This window comes from Lacunimicrobium album (assembly GCF_052161635.1).
Lineage (GTDB): Bacteria > Planctomycetota > Planctomycetia > Planctomycetales > Planctomycetaceae > SXPC01.
The window spans coordinates 4,010,305-4,032,672 of record NZ_CP197413.1 but is presented as its reverse complement, the minus strand read 5'-3'; the positions used below and the strand labels follow the sequence as shown (position 1 = coordinate 4,032,672).

The 22,368-nt window shown below is 55.3% G+C and carries 15 protein-coding genes and 1 CRISPR repeat array (1 of these 16 only partly in view); of the genes, 13 read left to right on the top strand and 2 right to left on the bottom strand.

The window, feature by feature from the left end; genetic code table 11:
* The first annotated feature begins 77 nt into the window (after window positions 1-77).
* The 7 genes from SH248x_RS16140 to SH248x_RS16110 all read left to right on the top strand — a co-directional run bounded on the left by SH248x_RS16140 (window position 78) and on the right by SH248x_RS16110 (window position 6,177).
* The gene (locus tag SH248x_RS16140) at window positions 78-305 is read left to right on the top strand and encodes a CPXCG motif-containing cysteine-rich protein (RefSeq protein ID WP_459555329.1); all 228 of its coding nucleotides are present in this window, start codon (window positions 78-80) and stop codon (window positions 303-305) included.
* Window positions 306-504: 199 nt separating this feature from the next.
* On the top strand, window positions 505-1,644 hold the full coding sequence (locus SH248x_RS16135) for an alpha/beta hydrolase (protein ID WP_459555328.1): 1,140 nt from the start codon (window positions 505-507) through the stop codon (window positions 1,642-1,644).
* A 236-nt stretch (window positions 1,645-1,880) separates the two neighbouring features.
* The gene (locus SH248x_RS16130; RefSeq protein WP_459555327.1) at window positions 1,881-2,843 is read left to right on the top strand and encodes a COX15/CtaA family protein; all 963 of its coding nucleotides are present in this window, start codon (window positions 1,881-1,883) and stop codon (window positions 2,841-2,843) included.
* A gap of 161 nt (window positions 2,844-3,004) precedes the next feature.
* On the top strand, window positions 3,005-3,388 hold the full coding sequence (locus SH248x_RS16125; RefSeq protein WP_459555326.1) for an endonuclease domain-containing protein: 384 nt from the start codon (window positions 3,005-3,007) through the stop codon (window positions 3,386-3,388).
* A gap of 124 nt (window positions 3,389-3,512) precedes the next feature.
* On the top strand, window positions 3,513-4,412 hold the full coding sequence (gene cyoE, locus SH248x_RS16120) for a protoheme IX farnesyltransferase (RefSeq protein WP_459555325.1): 900 nt from the start codon (window positions 3,513-3,515) through the stop codon (window positions 4,410-4,412).
* Window positions 4,413-4,630: 218 nt separating this feature from the next.
* The gene (locus tag SH248x_RS16115; RefSeq protein ID WP_459558619.1) at window positions 4,631-4,906 is read left to right on the top strand and encodes an endonuclease domain-containing protein; all 276 of its coding nucleotides are present in this window, start codon (window positions 4,631-4,633) and stop codon (window positions 4,904-4,906) included.
* A gap of 218 nt (window positions 4,907-5,124) precedes the next feature.
* Window positions 5,125-6,177, top strand: coding sequence for a cytochrome c oxidase subunit 3 (locus SH248x_RS16110; protein WP_459555324.1), 1,053 nt, complete (start codon window positions 5,125-5,127; stop codon window positions 6,175-6,177).
* Window positions 6,178-6,427: 250 nt separating this feature from the next.
* Here SH248x_RS16110 and SH248x_RS16105 read toward each other — a convergent pair whose 3' ends face one another.
* Together SH248x_RS16105 and SH248x_RS16100 are read right to left on the bottom strand one after the other, a co-directional pair.
* Window positions 6,428-9,709: an efflux RND transporter permease subunit gene (locus tag SH248x_RS16105; RefSeq protein ID WP_459555323.1), complete on the bottom strand. Its 3,282-nt coding sequence runs from the start codon at window positions 9,707-9,709 to the stop codon at window positions 6,428-6,430.
* Complete coding sequence (locus SH248x_RS16100) at window positions 9,706-11,172, bottom strand: efflux RND transporter periplasmic adaptor subunit (RefSeq protein WP_459555322.1); 1,467 nt, start codon at window positions 11,170-11,172, stop codon at window positions 9,706-9,708. Before SH248x_RS16100 ends, SH248x_RS16105 begins: the two co-directional genes overlap by 4 nt.
* Window positions 11,173-11,608: 436 nt before the next feature.
* Between SH248x_RS16100 and SH248x_RS16095 the strand changes: the two genes are divergently transcribed.
* The 6 genes from SH248x_RS16095 to cas2 all read left to right on the top strand — a co-directional run bounded on the left by SH248x_RS16095 (window position 11,609) and on the right by cas2 (window position 21,374).
* On the top strand, window positions 11,609-12,652 hold the full coding sequence (locus tag SH248x_RS16095; protein WP_459555321.1) for a helix-turn-helix transcriptional regulator: 1,044 nt from the start codon (window positions 11,609-11,611) through the stop codon (window positions 12,650-12,652).
* A gap of 93 nt (window positions 12,653-12,745) precedes the next feature.
* Entirely contained in the window at window positions 12,746-16,273 is a 3,528-nt protein-coding gene (cas3g, locus tag SH248x_RS16090) for a type I-G CRISPR-associated helicase/endonuclease Cas3g (RefSeq protein ID WP_459555320.1), read from the top strand.
* Window positions 16,270-17,361 (top strand): type I-G CRISPR-associated RAMP protein Csb1/Cas7g, encoded by a 1,092-nt coding sequence (gene cas7g, locus SH248x_RS16085; RefSeq protein ID WP_459555319.1) that lies wholly within the window; start codon window positions 16,270-16,272, stop codon window positions 17,359-17,361. Before cas3g ends, cas7g begins: the two co-directional genes overlap by 4 nt.
* Window positions 17,358-18,974 carry a type I-G CRISPR-associated protein Csb2 gene (gene csb2 / locus SH248x_RS16080; RefSeq protein ID WP_459555318.1) on the top strand — a complete coding sequence of 539 codons (1,617 nt, stop codon included), beginning with the start codon at window positions 17,358-17,360 and terminating at the stop codon, window positions 18,972-18,974. The genes cas7g and csb2 overlap by 4 nt, the downstream gene beginning before the upstream one ends.
* 281 nt (window positions 18,975-19,255) lie before the next feature.
* A complete protein-coding gene (gene cas4g/cas1g / locus SH248x_RS16075) occupies window positions 19,256-20,983 on the top strand; it encodes a CRISPR-associated endonuclease Cas4g/Cas1g (RefSeq protein WP_459555317.1) in 1,728 nt (575 codons plus the stop codon).
* Window positions 20,984-21,080: 97 nt separating this feature from the next.
* The gene (gene cas2, locus SH248x_RS16070) at window positions 21,081-21,374 is read left to right on the top strand and encodes a CRISPR-associated endonuclease Cas2 (RefSeq protein ID WP_459555316.1); all 294 of its coding nucleotides are present in this window, start codon (window positions 21,081-21,083) and stop codon (window positions 21,372-21,374) included.
* A gap of 196 nt (window positions 21,375-21,570) precedes the next feature.
* Window positions 21,571-22,368: a CRISPR direct-repeat array (repeat unit 36 nt; unit sequence GTCTTCCGCTCAACACTTGAGCGGCCACATTGAAGC); it runs 2,739 nt beyond the window's last position.

Genomic DNA, 22,368 nt, shown 5'->3' with positions numbered 1-22,368 from the left:
GCTATCCTTCGCTCTCCACGCTCCAGCCATCTCCCTCGCCTTGACGCCCCCGCTCCCCACCGGCGATACTCCTCCCAATGAAACGCCGAAAACGCAAACGACCTCGCCCGAATGCTGCTCCTGAAGCCAGTTACATCTGCGGAGCCTGTGGCGAAGACATTGTCGTCCCGATTGATCTGACAGCTGGTTCCGAGCAGTCCTACGTCGAAGATTGCCCGGTCTGCTGCCGACCGAATGTGATTCACGTCGACATCCTCGATCCCGATGACATTCGCGTGCACGCGGAACTCGAGTATGAATCGTAGCCCGAGGGAACCTCTCGTAAATCGGGTGGTCCGGGATGTTCTCACCCCCGACGGCGAAGCCGGTGGAAACACGTCATTCGCGCACAGAACCCTCATTCGCTACGCCAGTCCATCGTTTTCATTGTGATCTGGTGATCGATACGCCATGATAAGCCGTTGTTGATCCCACCTTGACCCGCCTGCTTGAAAGCGACTCCCCATGATGGACCACCGCGCCCTGGCTCTCACCGTGTTGCTCGTCGTGACTTCCCCTCTGGCTGCTGCTGACCCTGTTCCCGTCTGGCCCAATGGTGTTCCCAATTCCAAGGGGGAAGGAGACGGGCACTCCCCGTCGCTGACGTGGTATCCGGCGCCGGAAAAAAATAACACGGGTGCCTGTGTCGTCGTCCTCCCCGGCGGTGGTTACAACAACCTCGCGGATCGCCACGAAGGCCACCAGATCGTCCAGTGGCTGAATGGACTGGGGATCAATGCGTACATTCACCGTTACCGCCTCAAGCCTCAGGGCTATGCACCTGCTGATTCGCTGCAGGATGCTTTGCAAGCCATGCGACTGGCTCGCCAATGGGCCCCCGAAAAAGACTACGATCCGAATCGGATCGGGATTCTGGGCTTCTCAGCTGGTGGTCACCTCTCGTCGATGACAACGCTGACCTCCTCCGTCGGGTCGACCGAAACCGGCCCGACCGACGAAGAGAAAGCAGCTCGCCCGAACTTCGCCATCCTTCTGTACCCGGCTTACCTTTACGTGTTTCCTGAAGCTGAATATGGCGTTCCCCCAAAGCCGAATAAGAACGTCCCGCCAATTTTCATCGCGGTTAGCGGACAGGATCCCAAGTACGAAATGACCTCTGCGAAGATCTTCGAGAACTTTAAACCCGCGGGCGTCGACGTCGAGTTCCACGCTTTCGGCGGCTGGGGCCCTCACGGCCTGGGGCTGGCTCATGGCGACCCCGCCTTCGGACAGTGGCCAGGGTTATGCCACGCATGGATGCGTCGACAGGGGTTGCTGACGAGCTCTCCGCGGTGTAAGTCTGCCACACTGAACATGACCAACTGCGACAAAAAGATCACTGGCTGGGCTCGACTCTCGCCGATTGGCGACAACAATAAGCCTGTGGTCGCTGTGTCGTCTTCCAATGGAGTCTTCAAGTTTAACGACTCGACGACCCGTCCATGCCCGGGGGATTACACCCTCAGCCTGTACATCGCCCCGGAAAAACCGGAACTCGGGATGCTCCCGATGGACCCGGTCAGCAACCTGACAATCACCATCACCCCCGGCGAAAACGTGATCGACATCGTCGATTTCCGCCTGAAAACAGAAGAATCGAAATAGCCAGCGAATACGGGAGGGCGAGGCTCCGTCCGAGCCGCTGTCCTGTGTTGCATCCCGACAACGGTTAGTTGATGTTGCAGGGTATGCAGGATCTGAATGCTTGCGAGGCCAGCATGGTTTTGCTCGTAGTTTAAGTCTCGCAACGCATAGATCCGGCTCACACGGAGGTTCGCCCTCCCAACTTCGACTTCCTCCCCTTGCCAACCTCATCGAACTCCGCATCCCAATCACCAATCATGACCGATACTCCCTATCAATCCGATTCACGCCTCCACTGGGTGGCGATGTTCATGCCCCTGTTCGCAATGGTCACGATTTTCTTCGGAGCGATGACCACGACGGAAGGTGCCGGGATGATTTTCCCTGACTATCCCACCTCCGATGGGCAGGGGATGTTTGCCTATCCGTTTCTTTCACTCATCACCACGATGTGGGATAACCCCAAAGATTACCATCGTTTTCTTGAGCATGGGCACCGTCTCGTTGCGACTGCGATTGGTATCTACGCGATCGTTCTGTGTGTCCTTGGCTACATGTTGGATCAACGACGCTGGGTTGGTCACCTCGGTCTTGCAATTCTGATCTGCATCATCATTCAAGGACTTCTGGGGGGCTTTCGCGTCCTCCTGAACGATCTCGGATTCGCGATGGTCCACGGCCTGTTCGCGTCGTTTGTGCTCTCATTGATGGGTGTCATGGCCCTCGTAACGGCGAAAAGCTGGTTCAAACCCGTCGAAGTCAAATCAGCAACATCCCTGATCACTAACCGCTCGCTCGCGACCTTCGTCTTCGCCGCGTTGATCTTCCAATACTGCCTCGGCGGCGGCATCCGTCACTTCCCCGCTCACCCCATCTTCGGCAACCCGATGCACCACCTGCACACCGGGCTGACCGTCCTCGTCTTCACCCTGCTGACGACCATCTCCTGCTGGTTCGCCGGCGGAGCGATCACCCGCTGGGGCGGTTACCTGGGAGTCGCCATGTCGCTGCAAGTCCTTTTGGGGCTTGCAACTTACGTCACAAAATACGGATATCCCCCCATCGGCTATCAAGCCGTCGCAGGCAGCTATGACCAGGTGTTCATGCGAACGTTCCACATGATGTCCGGGACAATCGTCATGGCGGTCGCGACCCAGTTGCTAATCCAAGTCTGGCGGGCCCGAAAAGCACCTAGCCAAATTGTCGCACAACCGACGTAACCATGGCAGTTCTCTTGACAACGGCTATCATATCGTACTTTGCCTTTGCATTGCTTCTTGTCCCCTGCGAAGCGACATTCTGATCCTTCTCCCCCGGGGAGAAGGTGGCCGAGTCTTCGAGGTCGGATGAGGGAACTCTGCGAATTGTCAAAGACTTGACCATGACACTTCACTTCCAAGATAAAGAAAAGACGAAGTTCGCGCGGAAACGCCGTACGGAACCAACAGAGTCTGAATCACTTCTGTGGTCTTTTCTCAGGAATCGAAAGCTGTCCGGTTTTAAGTTTCGACGCGAAGCCGTCATCGAGCCCTATGTTGTCGATTTCCTCTGCCAGGAACAAAAGCTGGTGATCGAAATTGATGGCTCAAGCCATGATGGTCGAGTTGAATACGACCTCAAGCGAGAAACAGAACTAAAGCAGCAGGGTTACCTGATTCTCCGATTCTCCCACCAGGACATCTTGAGTCATCTTGAGGGTGTTTTGAATGGCATCGAACGATGCCTGAAAGACCCAGAGCGTCTCAAACAGTTACAGTCACACTAATTTTGCAGAGATACCTCATCCGGCCTTGCTTCGCTCGGCCACTTCTCCTCATGGAGAAGAATGAATCCCGCTCCCCCGGGGGAGAAGGATCAGTGAGAGTCATGCACCCAAAGGAGAGACGGCATTGAGTACCGTCGAAACTCTGACGTCCAGCTATACCTGGACTTTCAAACGCAAAGAATACGTCGAACTCGCTAAGCTGCGGATTTCGACGATGGTCCTGATTACCGTCACGCTGGGGTTCCTCATCGGTTCGACCCAGACGACGGACTGGATGATCCTGCTGCACACCCTGATCGGCGTCACGCTGGCCGCCTGTGCATCGAATTCACTCAACCAGCTGATCGAGCGACGCACCGACGCCCTGATGCCTCGTACGGCTGACCGCCCGCTGCCTTCGGGACGCTTGGCGCCTGTCGAAGTTGCCCTCTTCGGCATCTTCTGCGGCATCGCGGGCATCGCGTATCTATTCCTGAACGTCAACGCCGCTGCTGCCTTGGCGACACTGGCCACCCTGTTAATCTATGTCGGCGTTTATACGCCTCTCAAACGCGTGACCTCCTTCTGCACCGCCATCGGCGCGATCCCTGGTGCTTTGCCGCCGGTGATTGGTTACGTCGCAGCCGGACAGCCTCTGGATCTCGGCGCCTTCAGCCTGTTTGTCATCATGTTCCTGTGGCAGTTCCCGCACTTCCTCGCGATCGCCTGGCTGTACCGACAACAATACCACGCCGCCGGTCTGAGAATGCTCCCCGGCGGAATTCCTCAACCCGGCATCACAGGGTTCATGGCCGTCGGATACGCGTTGGCTCTCCTGCCGCTGAGCCTGCTTCCCTATCACCTCGGGATGGCCGGCCCGACTTACTTCGCCCTCGCCGCGATGCTCGGCATGCTGTACCTGGCCTACAGCGTCCGCTTCATGCTCAGCGAAAACCGCAACAACGCCCGCGGCTTGCTCCGCTGCAGCCTGATCTACCTGCCAATCCTCCTGATCGCCCTCACCTGGAGCCACTTGGCCGCGTAAGCTGAGAGCTTCTGCCGTATTCTGTCCCTTCTCCCTTGAGGGGAGAAGGTGTCAGCGCTTCGCTGACGGATGAGGGTGAGCGATAGGCAACGAGCGACTTCCATATCCATCACACGTTTCAGCCAAAGCATCCGCGCATGCAGCCATCTGAGCGTACTGCATTTGCCCGCCTTCGCAGGAGCGAACACACAGAATCAGAGTAACTCGTCTGGTCTGCGATCCGCAATCGGAAAGTCGTCGGCACCAAATTCCGACGCGAAGTAGTCATTGGCCCCTACCTCGTCGATTTCGCATGCCACGAACTCTCCCTCATCATCGAAATCGATGGCAGTAGTCACGATACCAAAGGGGAATACGACAAAGCCCGTCAGTCCTGGCTTGAAGAACAGGGCTTTCGCGTCATTCGGTTTTCTCACCTCGATGTGATGAAAGAACTGCATGCTGTCATCGACGGCATTGAGAAAGCTGTTCAGGAGCAAAAACTAACCCTGTGAGCGAGATTTTCCTTGCCTGGCGTCGTTACAATGATGAACCTCAACGAGTGCCTATACCCCACCCTCATCCGCCCTTCGGGCACCTTCTCCCCTCAAGGGAGAAGGACTTAAAGCTTCTCCCCTCAAGGGAGAAGGAACATTTTTCCCGGCTAAGATTCTCAAGGCTGCTCGAAATCTTTCTCCGTGAACTCTCTGTCCTCTGTGGTTAAACTGTCGTCATGAACGCAATCACCCAACCTGTCGATCACCTTCGCCACGACTCCACCGGCCCGCACATGGGGCTGCCGATTCCCAATTCCAAGCTCGGAATCTGGCTGTTCCTCGGCACCGAGATCATGTTCTTCACCGCGCTCATCGGCTCGTACCTGGTTCTTCGACTGGGAACTCAGCCGTGGCCGACGGACCAGTCGTGGACCCACATCAATATCGTCGCCGGCGCGACCAATACGTTCGTCCTGATTCTTTCCAGCTACCTTGTTGTCCTTGCTCACAAGTCGATCGTCAACAAGCAGATCGGCCGGACGCAGTTGGCGTTGCTGGGCGCTTTTATCCTGGGACTTGGTTTTCTGGGCATCAAGGCGATCGAGTACAAAGGCAAGTTCGAACACCACGTGATCCCTGGTCAGATCCCCGAGTCGTCTTTGCAGTCAATGGAGTTCTATCTTCGTGACGTCGACAACAACTCACTTGCCTGGATCAACGTGCTGCAACCAGGAACAGATTCGGTCTACCTGCGAGAAGGACAACTCAAAGCACGCGTCGAGAACACCGAAGCCGGCAACGCCGATGCGGCTCTCGCACCGTTGAACGAAAGCGAACTCGCCCAGGCCAAAGCCGTCCTCGACTGGCGTGCTCAGCTCGAAACAGTGAAGATCCTTGTCTCCAACGACCAGGCCAAGCTTTACCCGCCAAGCCCGGAAGCCGCTGAATCAGCCGCCCAGGCCGCGACGATGGATGAAGCCACCAATCTCGGCGGCCTTGAGGGCTCCCTCGCCTGGATCAAGCGCCAGCCCCTCATTCAGGATCATGCCCAAGGCCTCTACGTCGCCCGCCCCATGCTCCACGGCAACCTCTTTGCCTCCCTCTACTTCCTGATCACCGGCTTCCACGCCATCCACGTCATCGTCGGCTTGATCCTCTTCCTGACCGTCCTCGTGCAAGGCCCGTGGCTGACGACCCTCTGGGCGACCTACGTCGAAAACATCGGCCTCTATTGGCACTTCGTCGACCTCGTCTGGATCTTCCTCTTCCCGCTGATTTACATCGTCTGATACGATCGTAATTTAATCCAGCGTGTCACAAAAGCCGTGCCATGCTTACAGCTTCGGGTAAGCATGCTGCTTCGTTTGACGTTGGAGCGTTCGGAACATGCTTGCTCAAAGCCGCAAGCATGGCACGTTGGGAAAAGACTCGCTGAATCAAGTTGTGATTTGTAGTTTATTGGACGATGCTCCCGCGCAACAAAAAAGCGACAGGCCGAGCCCGGCTCTGTCGCTTCAATGAGTCTTGAACTCTCAGCTCTCAAACCTTGTGTGGTTCGCTGTGAGCAGAGACCTTTTCCTCGAACTCGAGTCTCTCCTGACGTTCGTGTTCAAGATGACCCACATGACGTCCACCATGAGGGGTGTTGTCATGCATCTGAATCTCATGCAGCCGCTTCTGATTCGGCCACAAGGTCTTGGAAACCTTCCTCAGCAGCACATAAAACGTCGGCGTCAAAAACAACCCGAAGATTGTCACGCCGAGCATCCCCGCGAACACCGCCGTCCCCAGCACTTGGCGCATTTCTGAACCCGCACCAATCGCCCTCGCCATCGGCAACACCCCGAGGATGAACGCAAACGACGTCATGATGATCGGACGCAGACGCATCCGACAGGCTTCCACGGCGGCTTCATAACTGTCGCGTCCCTGTGCTTCGAGGTGGTTGGCAAACTCGACGATCAAGACCGCATTCTTCGCCGCCAGCCCCACCAGGACGATGAATCCGATCTGCGTAATCAGGTTGTTATCCATCCCACGCCAGACGACCCCGCCAAGTGCGAACGGAATACAGACCGGCGCGATCAGAATAATCGCCAGCGGCAGCGTCCAGCTCTCGTATTCAGCTGAGTGCACCAGGAAGACGAACAGCACACACAACGGAAAAATATAGATCGCCGTGTTACCAGCCAGAATCTGCTGATACGCGATGTCGGTCCATTCAACATCCATACCCGGCGGCAGGTGTTCGGCAGCCAGTCGTTCGATCGCAGCAATTGCTTCCCCCGAACTTCGTCCCGGGGCTGCATCCCCTTGAACTTCCGCTGCTGGATACATGTTGTAACGCACAACCCGGTCCGGACCACTACGCCATTCAATATTCACGACCGACCCAAGCGGAACCATGAAGCCATTCGAGTTACGCACCTTCAATCGCAGGATGTCATCCTCACGTTGACGGTACTGCCCTTCCGACTGCACCCGCACCTGGAACGTCCGCCCAAACAGGTTCAGATCGTTGACATAGGCAGACCCCAGGTTGACCTGCAAGGCTTCGAAGATATTCGCGATCGGCACTTTCAACATGCTTGCTTTGACTCGATCCACATCGGCATACAACTGAGGAGTCGTCGCGCGATACGTCGTGAAGACGTTTCCGAGAGCTGGATCTTTTCGAGTCTCGGCTATCAACTTATCGGTCGCCTGTTGCAGCGCCTGATAACCTTCCCCATTGCGGTCACGCACAAGGAACTTGAAGCCCCCCGCCGTTCCCAACCCGCGAACCGGAGGAGGAGGAATCACGAAGATCGACGCTTCCGTGATCTTGCTCAACTCCGCCTGCACTTCATTGCGAATCTGCATCGCCGAGGGTCCATGATGCATCCGCTCGTGGAATGGCTTGGGAATGATGAAGATCGAACCATAGTTCGGACTGTTACTACGCGTCGTTCCCGAGTACCCCGAGTACGAAATCGCATGGCTGACCCCCGGGTTCGCCTTGATGATATCGACCGCCTTCCGGACGACCGCCGCACTCCGCTCTGTCGATGCCCCATCCGGCAGCTGCACCATCGTAATCAGGTAGCCCATGTCCTGAGCAGGAATGAATCCCGTCGGCGTCTTCTGGAACCCATAGATCGTCAAGCCCACCAGAATCGCATAGACCAGCAGCGGCAGAATCGGACGATGGATCGTCCAGTTCACCGAGCTTGCATACGCGTTGCTGGTGTAATCGAAGCATCTGTTGAACAAGCGGAAGAACCATCCCAACAGGAAGTTCCACGCCCTGCCAAACAGGCTCGTATCTTTTGTTCCGTGGGGCTGCAATAGCAGCGCACACATCGCCGGCGACAGCGTCAGAGAGTTGAACGCCGAGATCAACGTCGCAACCGAAATCGTCAACGCGAACTGCCGGTAAAACTCCCCTGTCAATCCCGAGACGAACGCCGTCGGCACGAAGACCGCTGTCAGTCCGAAGGCAATCGCGATGACCGCAGGCGTCACTTCATCCATCGCTTTGCGCGTGGCTTCTCTCGGCGTAAGCCCTTCCGCAATGTGACGCTCGACGTTCTCAACGACGACGATTGCATCATCGACCACGATCCCGATCGCCAGCACCAGCCCGAACAGCGTCAGCATGTTCAAGGAGAACCCGAACATCGCCATCGCAGCAAACGTACCGATCAAAGAGACCGGAATCGCCAGCAGTGGAATCAGCGTCGCCCGCCAGTTCTGCAAGAAGACCAGCACGACGAGAACGACAAGAATGACGGCTTCATACAGCGTGTGTAAAACCGACTCGATCGACTCACGGACGAAGACCGTCGGGTTATAGATGATCTGATATCGGATTCCTTCCGGGAAGTTCTTTGAAAGAGTCTCCATCGAGTTCTCAATCAGCGTCGCGGTCGCCAGGGCATTCGACCCGGGACGCTGCGCGACGATAATCGAAACCGCAGGCTTGTTGTCCAGCATCCCTTCCGCAGCATAGTCACGGGCACCCAGTTCAACACGCGCGATGTCACTCACGCGAATGACCCGTCCATCGTCGCCAGTACGGATGATGATATCGTCGAACTGATCCGGATCTGCCAGACGTCCCAGTGTGTTGACTGTCAGCTGGAAGTCATTCCCTGTTGGCACTGGCGGTTGGCCAATGACTCCGGACGCCACCTGGATGTTCTGCTCCTGCAGACTCCTCATGACATCGCCCGGACTCAGCGACAGGTGAGCCAGACGCTCAGGGTCCAGCCACACCCGCATACTGTATTCACGCAGACCGATAATCTGAATATCGCCAACACCTTCCACCCGCGCCAGCGTGTCCCGCAGCTGGATCAAACCATAATTACCGACATAGAGCACATCGTACTGGTCATTAGGGGAATCCAGGTGAATGACCAGCAGCAGGTCCGGCGACGACTTCAGCGTCGTCACTCCCTGACGTCGGACTTCTTCCGGCAGTCGAGGCAACGCAATCCCGACCCGGTTCTGCACCAGCACTTGAGCCTTATCGAGGTCAGTCCCCAGCTTGAACGTGATCGTCAGCGACATCGCACCATCGGTTGTGCACTGAGAAGACATGTAAAGCATGTCTTCCACGCCGTTGACTTCCTGCTCGATCGGCGTCGCCACTGATTCTGCAATCACCTGTGGCGATGCACCAGGATAGTTCGCTCTCACGACAATCGTCGGAGGCACGACATCCGGATACTGAGCCGTCGGCAACGTCAGGTACGCAATGCTCCCGATAATGAGAATCACAATCGACACGACGGCAGCAAAAATCGGACGATCAATAAAAAAGTGAGCCAGTTTCAACGGAGGTCTCCTCCGGCTACGGTGTCAATCACATCATCAGACTTCGACAGCGTCGCTGCGGTATTCGGTTGGGTTTCGGTATTGGCAGCGGCTTCGGCATTGGCAGCTGATTCGCGTTTGGGAATCAGCCACTCACTCTCCGGCACGGGTTCATACTCGTCCGGCAGGCTCTCTTTGCCTGGGACAATTTCCTCCAGCGTGACCGTCACTGGTTCCCCAGGTCGAGCCCTTTGCTGACCGCTGACGATGACTTTCTCATCTCCCGTCAGCCCGGTTCGGACCACGCGAAGCCCATGCGAGATCGGCCCCAGCGTGATGATCTGCCGTCGCACCTTATTGTCTTTATCAACAACAAAAACAAACTTCTCGGCAAGGTCTGTCCCCACTGCACGGTCCGGAATCAAAATCCCGTCGTACCGAGGACTCCCTGGAACACGCACACGGGCAAACAACCCCGGCGTCAATTCATTGTCTTTATTAGGAAGAATGGCCCGAGTACGGATCGTGCCCGTTTCCTGATCCATGCGGTTCTCGAGGAAGTCGGTATAGCCCTTGTGAGGAAACCCATCTCGCTCATCGGCGAGCGCCAGATAAACAGGATCCCTGACCTCTCGCAGTCCCTTTCGCTGGCCTTCGCGAGCCAGTCGAACGTACTTCAGAAAGGCCCGCTCATCGGTGTCGAAGTAACAGTGAATCGGGTCGGTCGAGACAATCGTCGTCAGCAGGGTCGAGTCGTTTGTCCCGCCACTCACCAGGTTTCCCTTGGTCACGTTGAAGTAACTGATGCGACCAGAAATCGGAGCGCGGATTTCCGTGTACTCCAGGTTCAACTTCGCCAGGTCCAGGTTGGCTTGGGCAATTCCGACATTCGCCTCTGCTGCGACGACCGCTGACTCGGCTGACTTGATTTTGATCGCCGCGACTCCCAGTTCCGAATCCGCGAGCGCCAGCTCGGCTTCACGGGCATCGAAGACTTCCAGCGCGACTGCATTCTCGCGTCGCAGTCGATCCGATCGATCCCAGTTTTTCTGAGCCAGATCACGACGAATCTGAACCCGCTTGAGTTCCGCCTCCGCTTCATCAGCAGCGGATTTCGCTTGTATCAACTGAGCTTTCGAAGAAGCCAGCGTTGCTTCATTTTGATTGATCGCTGCCTGAAACGGTCGCTGATCAATAATGATCAGGACATCGCCCGCTTTGACGAGTTGCCCTTCCCGGAAGTTGAGCGACGAGAGATACCCGCTCACCCTCGCCCGAACCTCAACGGTCTCCACCGGCGCCAGTCGCCCGACATATTCATCCCATTCCACAATGGGCATCTTCACCGGCACACTGGCTGTGACAGCGACAGGCGGAGCCTGCGTTTTAGCAGCGGTCGTTTGATTGCAGCCAGAGATCAGGCCCAGGAGCCCAACCACAACAACTGCACGTCCGATCAACGTCTGAGTAAGAACTGCGTTCACGAGTGACATTCTCAACAAGTGGGGTCAATTGTCTCAACAACTATTACAGTCTACGCGATCAGATTACTTTATCGCTAATTATTTCACAGGCTATTCAATGAAAGCAACTTTTCCATACCTCATGGCGTAGCAAAACAGCACCAAATCCGAAAACTCGTCCATCAAAGCCTGTACGATGTACACAATCAGCGCCTCAAATGAAACCGTCTGCAACGTCCAACGAGAATGCGTCATTCCCCGCACTCCCCGTTTTTACCATTTCTCAACCGCGATTTCCCACGCGGAAGGTCACTGTCGGCTGGGGAGAAATCACCTTACAAACTTTTTCTACCTCCTCGCTAAAAATCAAAATCTGCCGAAATAACAGGTAACTGCTGGGATCTGAACAGGCGACACATTGGACAAAAAGTAACTTTCATGGCACGATGATCTGATCATGAGTACAAAATCAAACTCCGCTGATCGACACGTCTCAAAATCGTTGACCCGCCAATGGCTCGTTCTCCGGGCGTTATGCGGTTCGCGACTTGGTCTGACCGTCAAAGAACTGGAAGCCCAGCATGAGATCCACGAGAAGACCATTCGTCGCGACCTGATCTTCCTCCGCGAAATCGGCTTTCCTCTCCAGGAAACAACCTACGCGCATGGCTTGAAACGCTGGCAATGCCAGCCGACAGCCTTGGAAGGGCAACTCTCGTTCGACCTGTCGGAAGTCTTGTCGTTGTATCTGAGCCGACGCCTGCTCGAACCCCTGGCTGGGACGATGTTCTGGACGTCGCTGCGGTCCGCCTTCAAAAAGATCCGGGCGTCGCTGACAGAGGAGGGGATTGCTTATCTGGAGCAACTTCAACAGGTCCTCCATGTCCTGCCCGGACGAACTACTGACTACGAAGGCCGCGAGCAGATGATCGACGACCTCATGGTCGCCATCGAAGACCAACGCTTCGCGCTCATTCTCTATCACTCACTGAGCGCCACCGAACCCGTCGAATATGAGGTCGCGCCGTACGGAATGGTCTATGACCGCGGCACGCTGTACCTGATCGCCAAGTCGTCGTCGCACGAAGAGGTCCGCACTTTCAAAATCGACCGCATCCGCGACGTCGAGTTCAGCCAGTTGAAGTTTCAGAAACCCAAAGAATTCTGCCTCGTCAATTACCACGCCCAAAGCTTCGGCATCTTCCGCGAAGAAGGCCCCGCGGAACACGTCGTCTTAAAATTCCACCCCGACGCCGCCCGACACCTCCAGGAACACCGCTACCACACCACCCAACACGTCCATTTAGAACGCGACGGCTGGGCCAAAGTCACCTTCGAACTCATCGTCTCGCCAGAATTCCGATCCTGGCTACTCAGCTTCGGCCCAAGGGTGATTGTGGTGGCCCCGAAGGGATTGCGTGAGGGGATTCAAAAAGACCTGGAAGCTGCCCTGAGAGCCTATATACCAGCGATCGTGGAGCCAAGCAGAATGAGAAAATAATTGAAGAAGAGGGCCAGCTTGGACATGGTTTGTCCAAGGCCGGTTTAGGATGGTGTGATCACGACGAACGACATCTCTGATGGGAGAGTTGATATGGACTTCGATTCGCAGTTCGAACAGTTGACCGGCAACAAACCTCTGCCATGGCAGCGGAGGCTGTTTGAGAAAATGGTCCAAGGCGTAGATCAGGTTCCCCAGCAGTGCATGTTGCCGACGGGACTGGGGAAGACATCGGTCATTGCCATCTGGCTTCTGGCGCTGGCGAAGCAGGCTGAACTCGATCCACGCATGCTAACGCTGCCACGGCGAATGGTTTATGTCGTCAATCGACGGACAGTCGTGGATCAGGCAACGAGCGAAGCAGAGATGTTGCGAAAGAATCTCTCTGAGAAGCCAGGGTTGAAGTCGGTTCGAGAATCGCTGGCATCGCTGTGCAGTCAGGAAGCAACACGTGACGAACCCTTAGCAATCAGTACATTGCGAGGGCAGTTCGCTGACAATGGCGAATGGACGATCGACCCTGCCCGGCCCGCGATTGTTGTCGGCACAGTGGACATGATCGGCAGCCGGTTGCTGTTCTCTGGTTATCGATCGAGCTTCCGACGTCGTCCACTCCATGCGGCCTATCTCGGACAGGATGTCCTGCTTGTGCATGACGAGGCCCATCTGGAGGAACCATTCCAGAGGCTATTGGAATCCATCTCGATAGAACAAACCACAGGCCGCATCAACGACCTGAAGTTGAACCTGCCGTTTCGTGTGATGGCCCTCTCGGCAACTCAAAGAACTTCTAACGAAAATGACGCCGGCTCATTCTTCGAGCTTGATGAAGACGATTTTCAACATCCGACAGTGAAAGAGCGCCTTTCCGCAGAAAAGACGATGATGTTTCATCCTGCCGAAAAAGAAGGAGACATCATCAAGGAAATCAAACAACTCGCGCAGCGGGAAGTATTCCAGAACCGTGCCGTGCTTGTGTACTTGCAGTCTGTCGGCAACATATTGAAAGTTCGTGAAGAACTGGAAAAGCTCAAATTCGACGTGGCCGTACTGACCGGCACGATTCGCGGCAAAGAACGCGAAGACTTGATGCAGTCAAATCCCGTGGTGCAACGCTTTTTACCTCAGCGCCCAGAGACAGCAAAACCGGGGACTGTCTTCTTGCTCTCCACCTCGGCTGGCGAAGTCGGGGTGAATATATCAGCGGACCATCTGATCTGTGACCTCACACCGTTTGACAGCATGGCGCAGAGGTTTGGTCGAGTTAATCGTTTCGGGCATTCTCCTGCAGAGATTCATGTTGTTCATCCCTCAACATTCGCGACGGAAGATAAGTTGAGAGGAAACTATGAAATTGCGAGAGAGCGAACTCTGGCTTTGCTCAAGTCCCTGCGTCCTCTTGGCGCAGAAGCTGTTTCAGCGTCACCGGAGGATCTTAGTACTCTCAAAAATGTAGACCCTGATCGCGTCAGAGAAGCCTTTACGCCGACACCTCAAATGGTGGAAACGACAGATATTCTATTGGATGCCTGGTCGTTGACATCAATTACTGACACGCTTCCCGGACGCCCGCCCGTTGAACGCTGGTTACACGGGATTGCGGAATGGGAACCGCCTCAAACACAGGTTGCCTGGCGCGTTGACGTAGAACTACCGCAGGACGTTCTGAAAGAGAATCGAGTAGAACCCAAAGACCTACTCGATGACTATCCTCTCAAGCCCATCGAGTTATTGACCGACAGCACCAAACGGGTGAATGATGCCCTGAAATTGCTAGCGGAGAAAAATCCTGAGGCACCCGTTTGGCTGATAGAGAATGAGCGTCAAATTGATGTCATGACAATGAGTGAGATCACATCGAAAGGGTTCAAAATCGAACGCCTGAATGACGCGACCGTGATTCTCTCACCACTGGTAGGAGGCTTGAATTCGCAACATATGCTGGATGGAAATGCCAGAACTTCTTCCAGCACGAGTAACGATCGTTTTGAGACTGCGATCAAGCTGGGACTGGATGTGTCTGATGAGTGGTACGTCGAAAGCAACCAGCAACGGAAGCGAGCACTTAAGCCACTGGCAGGCCAGTGGAAGTTAAAGCGGACTATCTGGCTGAATGACGACGATTCTTCGTCGAATGAAGATCCAGCGGCTGCACAAAAAAGTAGCGGGTGGTATTGGTACGTCGTGATGAAGGAAGATGAGGATGCCAGGAGTCCAGTTGAACAGCAACTGGATGAGCATCTGGCATTGGCGGAAAAGTATGCCCAGTCGCTCGTGAAAACGATCGGATTGGAACAAAGTCTTCAGACAGCCGTAACGCTGGCGGCGAAGTACCATGATCTCGGGAAGAATCGGGCGCTATGGCAGCGATCGATTGGCAACACGTTTTTCCGAGAAGGCGTTGTCCTGGCCAAGAGTGGCCATACAAAACCACTACGATTAACAACAGCCTACCGCCATGAATTCGGTTCATTGCATGACATTCGCGCGCAAGAAGACTTCCAGGCATTGGATGAGGATTCGAGGGAACTGGTGCTGCACCTGATCGCTGCTCACCATGGGCGCGCTCGTCCGCATTTCCCTGCCGATGCCAAGAAGGATCGCGATGAGGCGTATGACCCACTTTATACATCGGCAGAAAACGCAGAACTCGCCTCACAAGTCCCGAGCCGATTCGCCCGGCTGCAGCGTCGCTATGGACGCTGGGGACTGGCGTATCTGGAATCCCTGGTAAGGTCGGCGGACATTCTGGCCTCGCAGGCGAGTTTGAAGAACAGCTTACAGGGAGTTCAAATTACCCAGCCTCGACCGACAATCGTCCCGACACTAAGAAAGCCCGAAGCCGATATCCGAATCGATGTCGACGTCACCAATCCCGGGCAATTCTTTGCCTGCTGTGGGTTATTGGAACTGGCTGATCGGCGATGGCTAGGGGCAGAGGGGTGGTTTGAGGAGGGTGAGTTTTGTGTGGCGTGCGGTGGGACGCTGAAGACGCTCATTGAGGCATTGACGGCCTCTTCGTTTCGCGGGATCGATTCTGGCAATGCGACGTCGTCGCCAATTCAAATCGAGGCTCCATTCGACCTCCTTTTAAACTGGTGGCACGACCAGCTTTCGGGGGGACGAGAGATGAAAGTCTGGGCAGGGACGATGGAGGGCCTGAGAATAGCCCGCGCCATGCAGTCGACGATGGCTCAGTCAAAGTTTCACAACTCTGGACTTTTGAATGTTGGCACGATTGCGTACGACGCAGAGAATCCACTGAAGAAAGTTGAGCCCTTCTATTTCGATGCCCGACGCGGTCCGAATGCCCATAATCGCGATGTGGGATTCTCTGCGAACACGCTTTCATTAACATCGACTGCCCATCCAGCCGTTGAACTCCTCTGTCTGATTGGACTGCAGCGAGTCACGCCCGCCCGAGGTGAGGCGACTCGACTTTATCGCTATGCAACATGGTCAGCGCCCATCGCTGCAATGCTTGCTACATCTGCAACGAGCGATCTGCTGCGGATTCCAGTTGAACGATCATACCAGTTCGAGAACTGGTATCGAACCGGCCAGAAAAAGCACAAAGCCTTTCTTCCTTCCATCCCTTTAGCCAGCCGAGGAGCAACATGAGTCAGTCATCACAATTTGATCAATACCTGGACCGCCAGGGACCGGCTGCGTTCGTCATCCGCGAGCCGTTGATGCCCGTCGAAGGTGTTGATGGCGTCGTCTTTCCAGCGACCTATGCAGCGGGCGATGGGTTCCAGGGTGGCTATAACATCGACGAATTCTCAGACGGAAAGAATGTCTGTCTGGTCGACAGTGTTGGCTCACAGGCGAATCGTATCGAGACACTATTTGCACAATCTCCCTACGATGCGCTCGTTCCTCAACTGAATGTCCAGGCCGGGGAGAAGGTCATCAGTATTCTGGAAGCAGGACACCGGGCAGGGGATGCGATCGTGCGATGTTCCTCGCTTCAACTCGAACTGCAGAATGCCTTCAAGTCAGTGCTGAAGGGGGACGCGATGCCGATGGCGAAGCTGGCGCCAACGTCGCTGGTCTTCGGCGTCTGGGATTCACGAGATACCCAGGCGAAGATGCCAAGGCTGGTTTCATCGACGATTCGCGCATACGACGTCAAAAAGCTACGCCGTTCGGCACAGTTTAATCCCGCAACTGACTACGAAAACGATGGACTGTTGCCCGAGAAGGAAAAGGCCAACGAGAAAGCCTATTCCGAGCGTGGCTTTATCCATGTCCCTGCAACCGCGACCCATGGTGGAGTCATAGCAACGGGTGGCATCAGACGCGATGCGACGCTGTCCCTGGCTGCATTAAAGCTCATTCGCACGAGTGATCCAAAGAAGACTCTGGAGCTGCAACGCTATATTCTCGGCCTGTCGCTCGTTGCGTTCACATCTTATACATCGGGCTATCTGCGGCAGGGGTGCCTGCTGGTTCGTAATCATGATATGGAATACAAATTCGACGAAGTCTATCCTGACGGAACCCGCAAGCCTTGTGGGCTCACACCAGAAGACGCGCTCAGTTTCGCGCAGGCAGCTGCCAAGGCTTTTGGCGTGGGAGAGAGTCGTACCGTGCCCTTTGATCGTGAGCGAGCCATCAGGGACATCAAGGGCGAAGGCGATACAAAGAAAACCAAGGCAGCAAAGAAAAAAGGCAAGCCAGCCGAGAGCGAAGGGAGCGATGAATGAAACAGTCCCTTTGCATCACCATTCGATTGCTCGATCAGACGTTTCATGGACGCGGGGAACGCGGAGAACCAGAGTGGCCGCCATCTCCTTTGAGATTATTTCAAAGCCTCGTTAACGCGGCTGCATCGATCTCGTCTGAACGCGACCTAAGGTCTGATTCGCGACTGGCTGAATTGTTGCGATGCCTGGAGAGTGCAGAGCCGCCTGTGATTATCGCTCCCGCAATCGTGCCAGGTAACCCTCGTCGTCATTACGTGCCCGACAACGTTGGGGACGTTATTGCGAACTCTTGGTCAAGAGGCAATATCGACGCCGATATCGCCAGCTTTCGCGCCGAGAAAGACGCACGCACGTGTTATCTGGTCAATGATGAGGCCGTGCATTATCTCTGGGAGATGACTGACGATCTATTGCAAATAGACGCCGATCATTTCACGGAACTAGGTCATGCAGTGACCTGTATCGGATGGGGAATCGATCTGGCGATTGCGGAGATAAAGATCGTCGCCGAAGCGGATGTCCATTCACTACATGGCACGCGATGGAAGCCGATACACGGGTCAACTGACAGCCGCAGCTTGCGTGTACCTCGAATTGGAACACTCGACGCATTGCTTTCACGGCATCAGTCCTTCCTGGCCCGCCTGGGGATCGATCAAAAAGGAGAACGCTTTTTTCAGCCAGTTCCTCCACTCCATCAATATCGGCGTGTTGCATACAGGGCAGGAATCGCCCCGGCTCCCGCCCCCTACGCCGCCTTCACCCTCCTCAAGCCGGACGCCACCGGCGTCAAAGCCTTCGACACCACTCGGCGGGCCACCGTTGTCGCGGGGATGATGCGGCATGCGACGAGTGAGCGTTATCGACGAAGTGAGGCGAGCGGGGAGGTCGATGCGTTTACGCAGCATTGCATCCTGGGGCATGGCGAGGGGCCAGGCGAGTCTGTACATCGACCTGTGCTTGAAGGCCAGCGATTCTGTTATCTGCCGCTGCCGACGATTGAGTTTCGCGGGAAAGAGAAAGCCAGCGTCGTCGGGAGCATACGTCGCGTGCTCGTGATGGCTAAAGATGCTCAGCTGGCTGATCGCGTGCTGGCGCTGCGTCGGGATCTGATTGGCGTCGACCTTTACGAAGAGACGCCTCTCCCGCAGATAGACCAACCACCGATCGCGATGCTCTCGCACCTCCACCCCGGCGACTACGTCCTCCAGCATTACCTGGGAACTCACAAGGACTGCGACCCGACCTGCTGGGCGACTGTCACTCCCGTGGTCCTACCGGGATATGATGACAACAAACCTGGCAAAGCAGAGAAGCTACTGCGGACCTCGATGCTTCAAGCAGGGCTGGATCCTACCCTGGTCAAGATGGCAGACATTGAACTGAGAAAGTCAGGCTTCTGGCCGGGTACCGATCTGGCCTCTCGCTACTTCGTCACGCGTCATCTCCAGAAATATCCTCGCTATCATGTTCAGATTCGTTTCTATGGAGAGACGGGGCAGCCCGTGGCGATCACTGGTCCTTTATCACTAGGTGGTGGACGTTTCACCGGCATGGGGCTTTTTGCTGCACGACCTAAGAGCCGCGAGAGTGATTTTAGAAAATTATCATGAAGACCGAAAATAGTTCTTGCTCTTTCGTGTCATAAGAGTTCCTATAAAGCAAACGTGTATCTGCTTTTCTCATGGAGACATTCACCAGGGATGACCATCGACGCCTCATCGGAACCGGTTGACGACTGAGTCGGAGACCCCGATGTTTTGAATTCATGCTGCCAGGCCAGGTATCGTGAATCGCAGGCTGAACTGTGACCTTGCTTCATTCTCACGCCCTGAGCGTTCCCGCGCACAATCCGACCGAACAACAGCTCGCGCTCCCCGAACCCGATCGTGACATGCCGCTTATTCCCGTGCGGATGCTCAACGAGTTCACCTACTGCCCGCGCCTCGGCTATCTCGAATGGGTGCAGGGAGAGTGGGCCGAGAACCTGGAAACGATGCAGGGAACCTTCGGGCATCGAAACGTCGACAAAGCCGATCGCAAGGAAATCGTCAGTCCGGCGGAGTCAGGCCCAGCTGCGGAAAGCGAAGCTGATAGCACGGATCTGATTCATGCCCGGTCGATCCAGCTATCGTCACTGAAAGAAGGGATCACTGCGAAACTCGATCTCCTCGAACTAGAAGGTCGTGAAGCCACCCCCGTCGACTATAAACGTGGCAAGATCCCAGACATTCCTGAGGGTGTCTATGAACCAGAGCGCGTTCAGCTGTGTGCCCAGGGGCTAATTCTTAGAGACGCAGGCTACACCGTCAACGAAGGCATGATCTATTACATCGGCTCTCGTAAAAGAGTCGTTGTTCCGTTTGACGACGCACTGATCGCCAGAACGCGCCAACTGATTGCTGACTTCAAAGCGACGACCACGTCAGGTCATTGTCCTCCTCCACTGGTCGATAGTCCAAAATGTCCTCGCTGCTCATTGGTCGGCATCTGCCTGCCGGATGAAGTCAATCTCCTGTCTCGGATCAGTTCGACGGATGGTGTTGAGATCGACTCAGCAGATGAGACGTCTTCATCAGCAGGCAGAGTCAATCGCGATGGACTGCGACGGTTGCTTCCGTCAAAGAACCTGGCATTGCCACTTTATGTCCAGAAGCAGGGGGCATATGTCGGCAAGTCGGGAGATCGAATCAACATCAAGTACAAGGATGAAAAGCTTAATGACGTTCGCCTAATCGATATCTCGCAGCTGTGTCTTTATGGCAACGTCTCGATCTCGGCCCAGGCGATGAAAGAACTTCTTACTCGTCAGATCTCGATCTGCCACTTCACCTACGGAGGATGGTTCTACGGCATCTCCAGTGGACTGGTGCATAAGAACGTCGAACTGAGGATCAAGCAGTACAACGCCGCGACCTCTCCGATACTCGCGCTGAATGTCGCACGTCAGCTCATTGCGGGAAAGATCAAGAACTCGCGGACGATCCTGCGACGACACCTGGGACAGTCCGATGCACCGGTCCTCAAGAAACTGGCCGACTACTACAAACGCGTCTTTCGTGTCGACAATCTTGACTCCCTGCGTGGCATCGAGGGGATGGCTGCCAAAGAGTATTTCGCTCACTTTTTCCCGCTCATCGCCGGGGCCAGCGAGATGGCGGTCGAACATCGAAACCGAAGGCCGCCGACCGATCCGATCAACGCGGTGCTGTCGTTCGTGTACAGTCTGCTGACCAAAGAACTGACCATCGCCGCTCAATCCGTCGGCTTCGACCCGATGCTCGGCTTCCTTCATACACCACGCTATGGACGGCCGTCGCTGGCCCTCGACCTGGCAGAAGAGTTCCGACCGCTGATCGCCGACTCCGTGACGATGATGCTTTTTAACAATGGCGAAGTGAGTGAGTCGTCCTTCATTAAACGGGCGGGGGCCGTCGCGATGACGGACGCTGCTCGAAAAAGTGTGCTCGCCAATTTTGAACGCCGCATGGAATCGGAAATCACGCACCCCATCTTTGGTTACAAGCTCAGCTACCGCAGAGTTCTGGAAGTTCAAACGCGTTTACTGGCTCGCCATCTGATGGGTGAGCTTCCAAGCTATCCCAATTTCTGCACTCGCTAAGAGCCTAGCCGTTTACCTCCCTCTCCCCATGGGAAAGGGCCGGGGTGAGGGTTTCAGATAGGTTTAAGTCTTCCTTTACTAGCATGAGACGATGATCATGAGAAATGTCTTTCTAATCGCCTATGACATCATCTGCCCGAAACGCTATCGAAAGATCTATAAGTCGATGTGCGGTGCAGGGCAGCCGATGCAATATTCGGTGTTCCGTTGCGAACTCTCCCTGGCGGAACTACAGATGCTCCAATCCGATCTTTGGCCATTGTTGAAACTGGACGAAGACCGTATCATGATCGTCGACCTGGGACCGGTAGCCGGCCGAGGTGCGGAGAGTATTGAGTTCTGGGGACAACCCTTGGTCGTCGCACACGAACATACAGCAACGATTGTTTAAAAAAATTTCGTTGAAGCCCAGTTCGAGAGGTCGATTGCCGAGAAAACCCCCGCCAGCACTCGCGTCTGTAAACTGCTGTTTGACAATCAGTTAGTGATTCACATGGTCAAATCACCGCTTTTCTACCGCCTGAACTCCCAACCTCTCGCAAAGCACTCCCGAAGTGCTTTACGAACCAGCCTTTGGAACGCAGGCGGTCTTCCGCTCAACACTTGAGCGGCCACATTGAAGCTGGTTCTGGTACGAGGCTCCCGTCAGTGGCCTGACGAAGTCTTCCGCTCAACACTTGAGCGGCCACATTGAAGCTTGACGACGAAGGAAGCGGTCACGATGACAACTCTCGGTCTTCCGCTCAACACTTGAGCGGCCACATTGAAGCGATCGACCCCGGCGACTGATCCTCCTCGATCTCTTTGTCTTCCGCTCAACACTTGAGCGGCCACATTGAAGCCCTTCTTGACGCCGGACCCCCGAGTATCGTCTGTAGTCTTCCGCTCAACACTTGAGCGGCCACATTGAAGCTGGCGTTTGTGGTGGTTCCGTTGCTTCGCTCATCCCGCGTCTTCCGCTCAACACTTGAGCGGCCACATTGAAGCACGCGGGCAAGGGCGAGCAATACCTGTCGAAGGTTGAGTCTTCCGCTCAACACTTGAGCGGCCACATTGAAGCGAGGATGTGACCGACAGGGTTAAGCGAACCAATCAAGAGTCTTCCGCTCAACACTTGAGCGGCCACATTGAAGCCGCAGAAATTTAGAATCTTTCCCCAGTCGTCACAAGCGGTCTTCCGCTCAACACTTGAGCGGCCACATTGAAGCAATGACGCCCGACGATATCCAGGCTGCGATCCGATGGGTCTTCCGCTCAACACTTGAGCGGCCACATTGAAGCATAATGCAGTACAGACTGCTTGATGGATCAGTTGTGTCTTCCGCTCAACACTTGAGCGGCCACATTGAAGCCGCTTCTCTAGCTTCGCAGCTCGATACCAGACC

Coding starts and splice junctions, on each gene's coding strand:
- cas4g/cas1g (WP_459555317.1), top strand. CDS start 19,256: ATGCCGCTTATTCCCGTGCGGATGCTCAACGAGTTCACCTACTGCCCG.
- SH248x_RS16135 (WP_459555328.1), top strand. CDS start 505: ATGATGGACCACCGCGCCCTGGCTCTCACCGTGTTGCTCGTCGTGACT.
- SH248x_RS16110 (WP_459555324.1), top strand. CDS start 5,125: ATGAACGCAATCACCCAACCTGTCGATCACCTTCGCCACGACTCCACC.
- SH248x_RS16140 (WP_459555329.1), top strand. CDS start 78: ATGAAACGCCGAAAACGCAAACGACCTCGCCCGAATGCTGCTCCTGAA.
- SH248x_RS16095 (WP_459555321.1), top strand. CDS start 11,609: ATGAGTACAAAATCAAACTCCGCTGATCGACACGTCTCAAAATCGTTG.
- cas3g (WP_459555320.1), top strand. CDS start 12,746: ATGGACTTCGATTCGCAGTTCGAACAGTTGACCGGCAACAAACCTCTG.
- cas2 (WP_459555316.1), top strand. CDS start 21,081: ATGAGAAATGTCTTTCTAATCGCCTATGACATCATCTGCCCGAAACGC.
- cas7g (WP_459555319.1), top strand. CDS start 16,270: ATGAGTCAGTCATCACAATTTGATCAATACCTGGACCGCCAGGGACCG.
- SH248x_RS16130 (WP_459555327.1), top strand. CDS start 1,881: ATGACCGATACTCCCTATCAATCCGATTCACGCCTCCACTGGGTGGCG.
- csb2 (WP_459555318.1), top strand. CDS start 17,358: ATGAAACAGTCCCTTTGCATCACCATTCGATTGCTCGATCAGACGTTT.
- SH248x_RS16125 (WP_459555326.1), top strand. CDS start 3,005: ATGACACTTCACTTCCAAGATAAAGAAAAGACGAAGTTCGCGCGGAAA.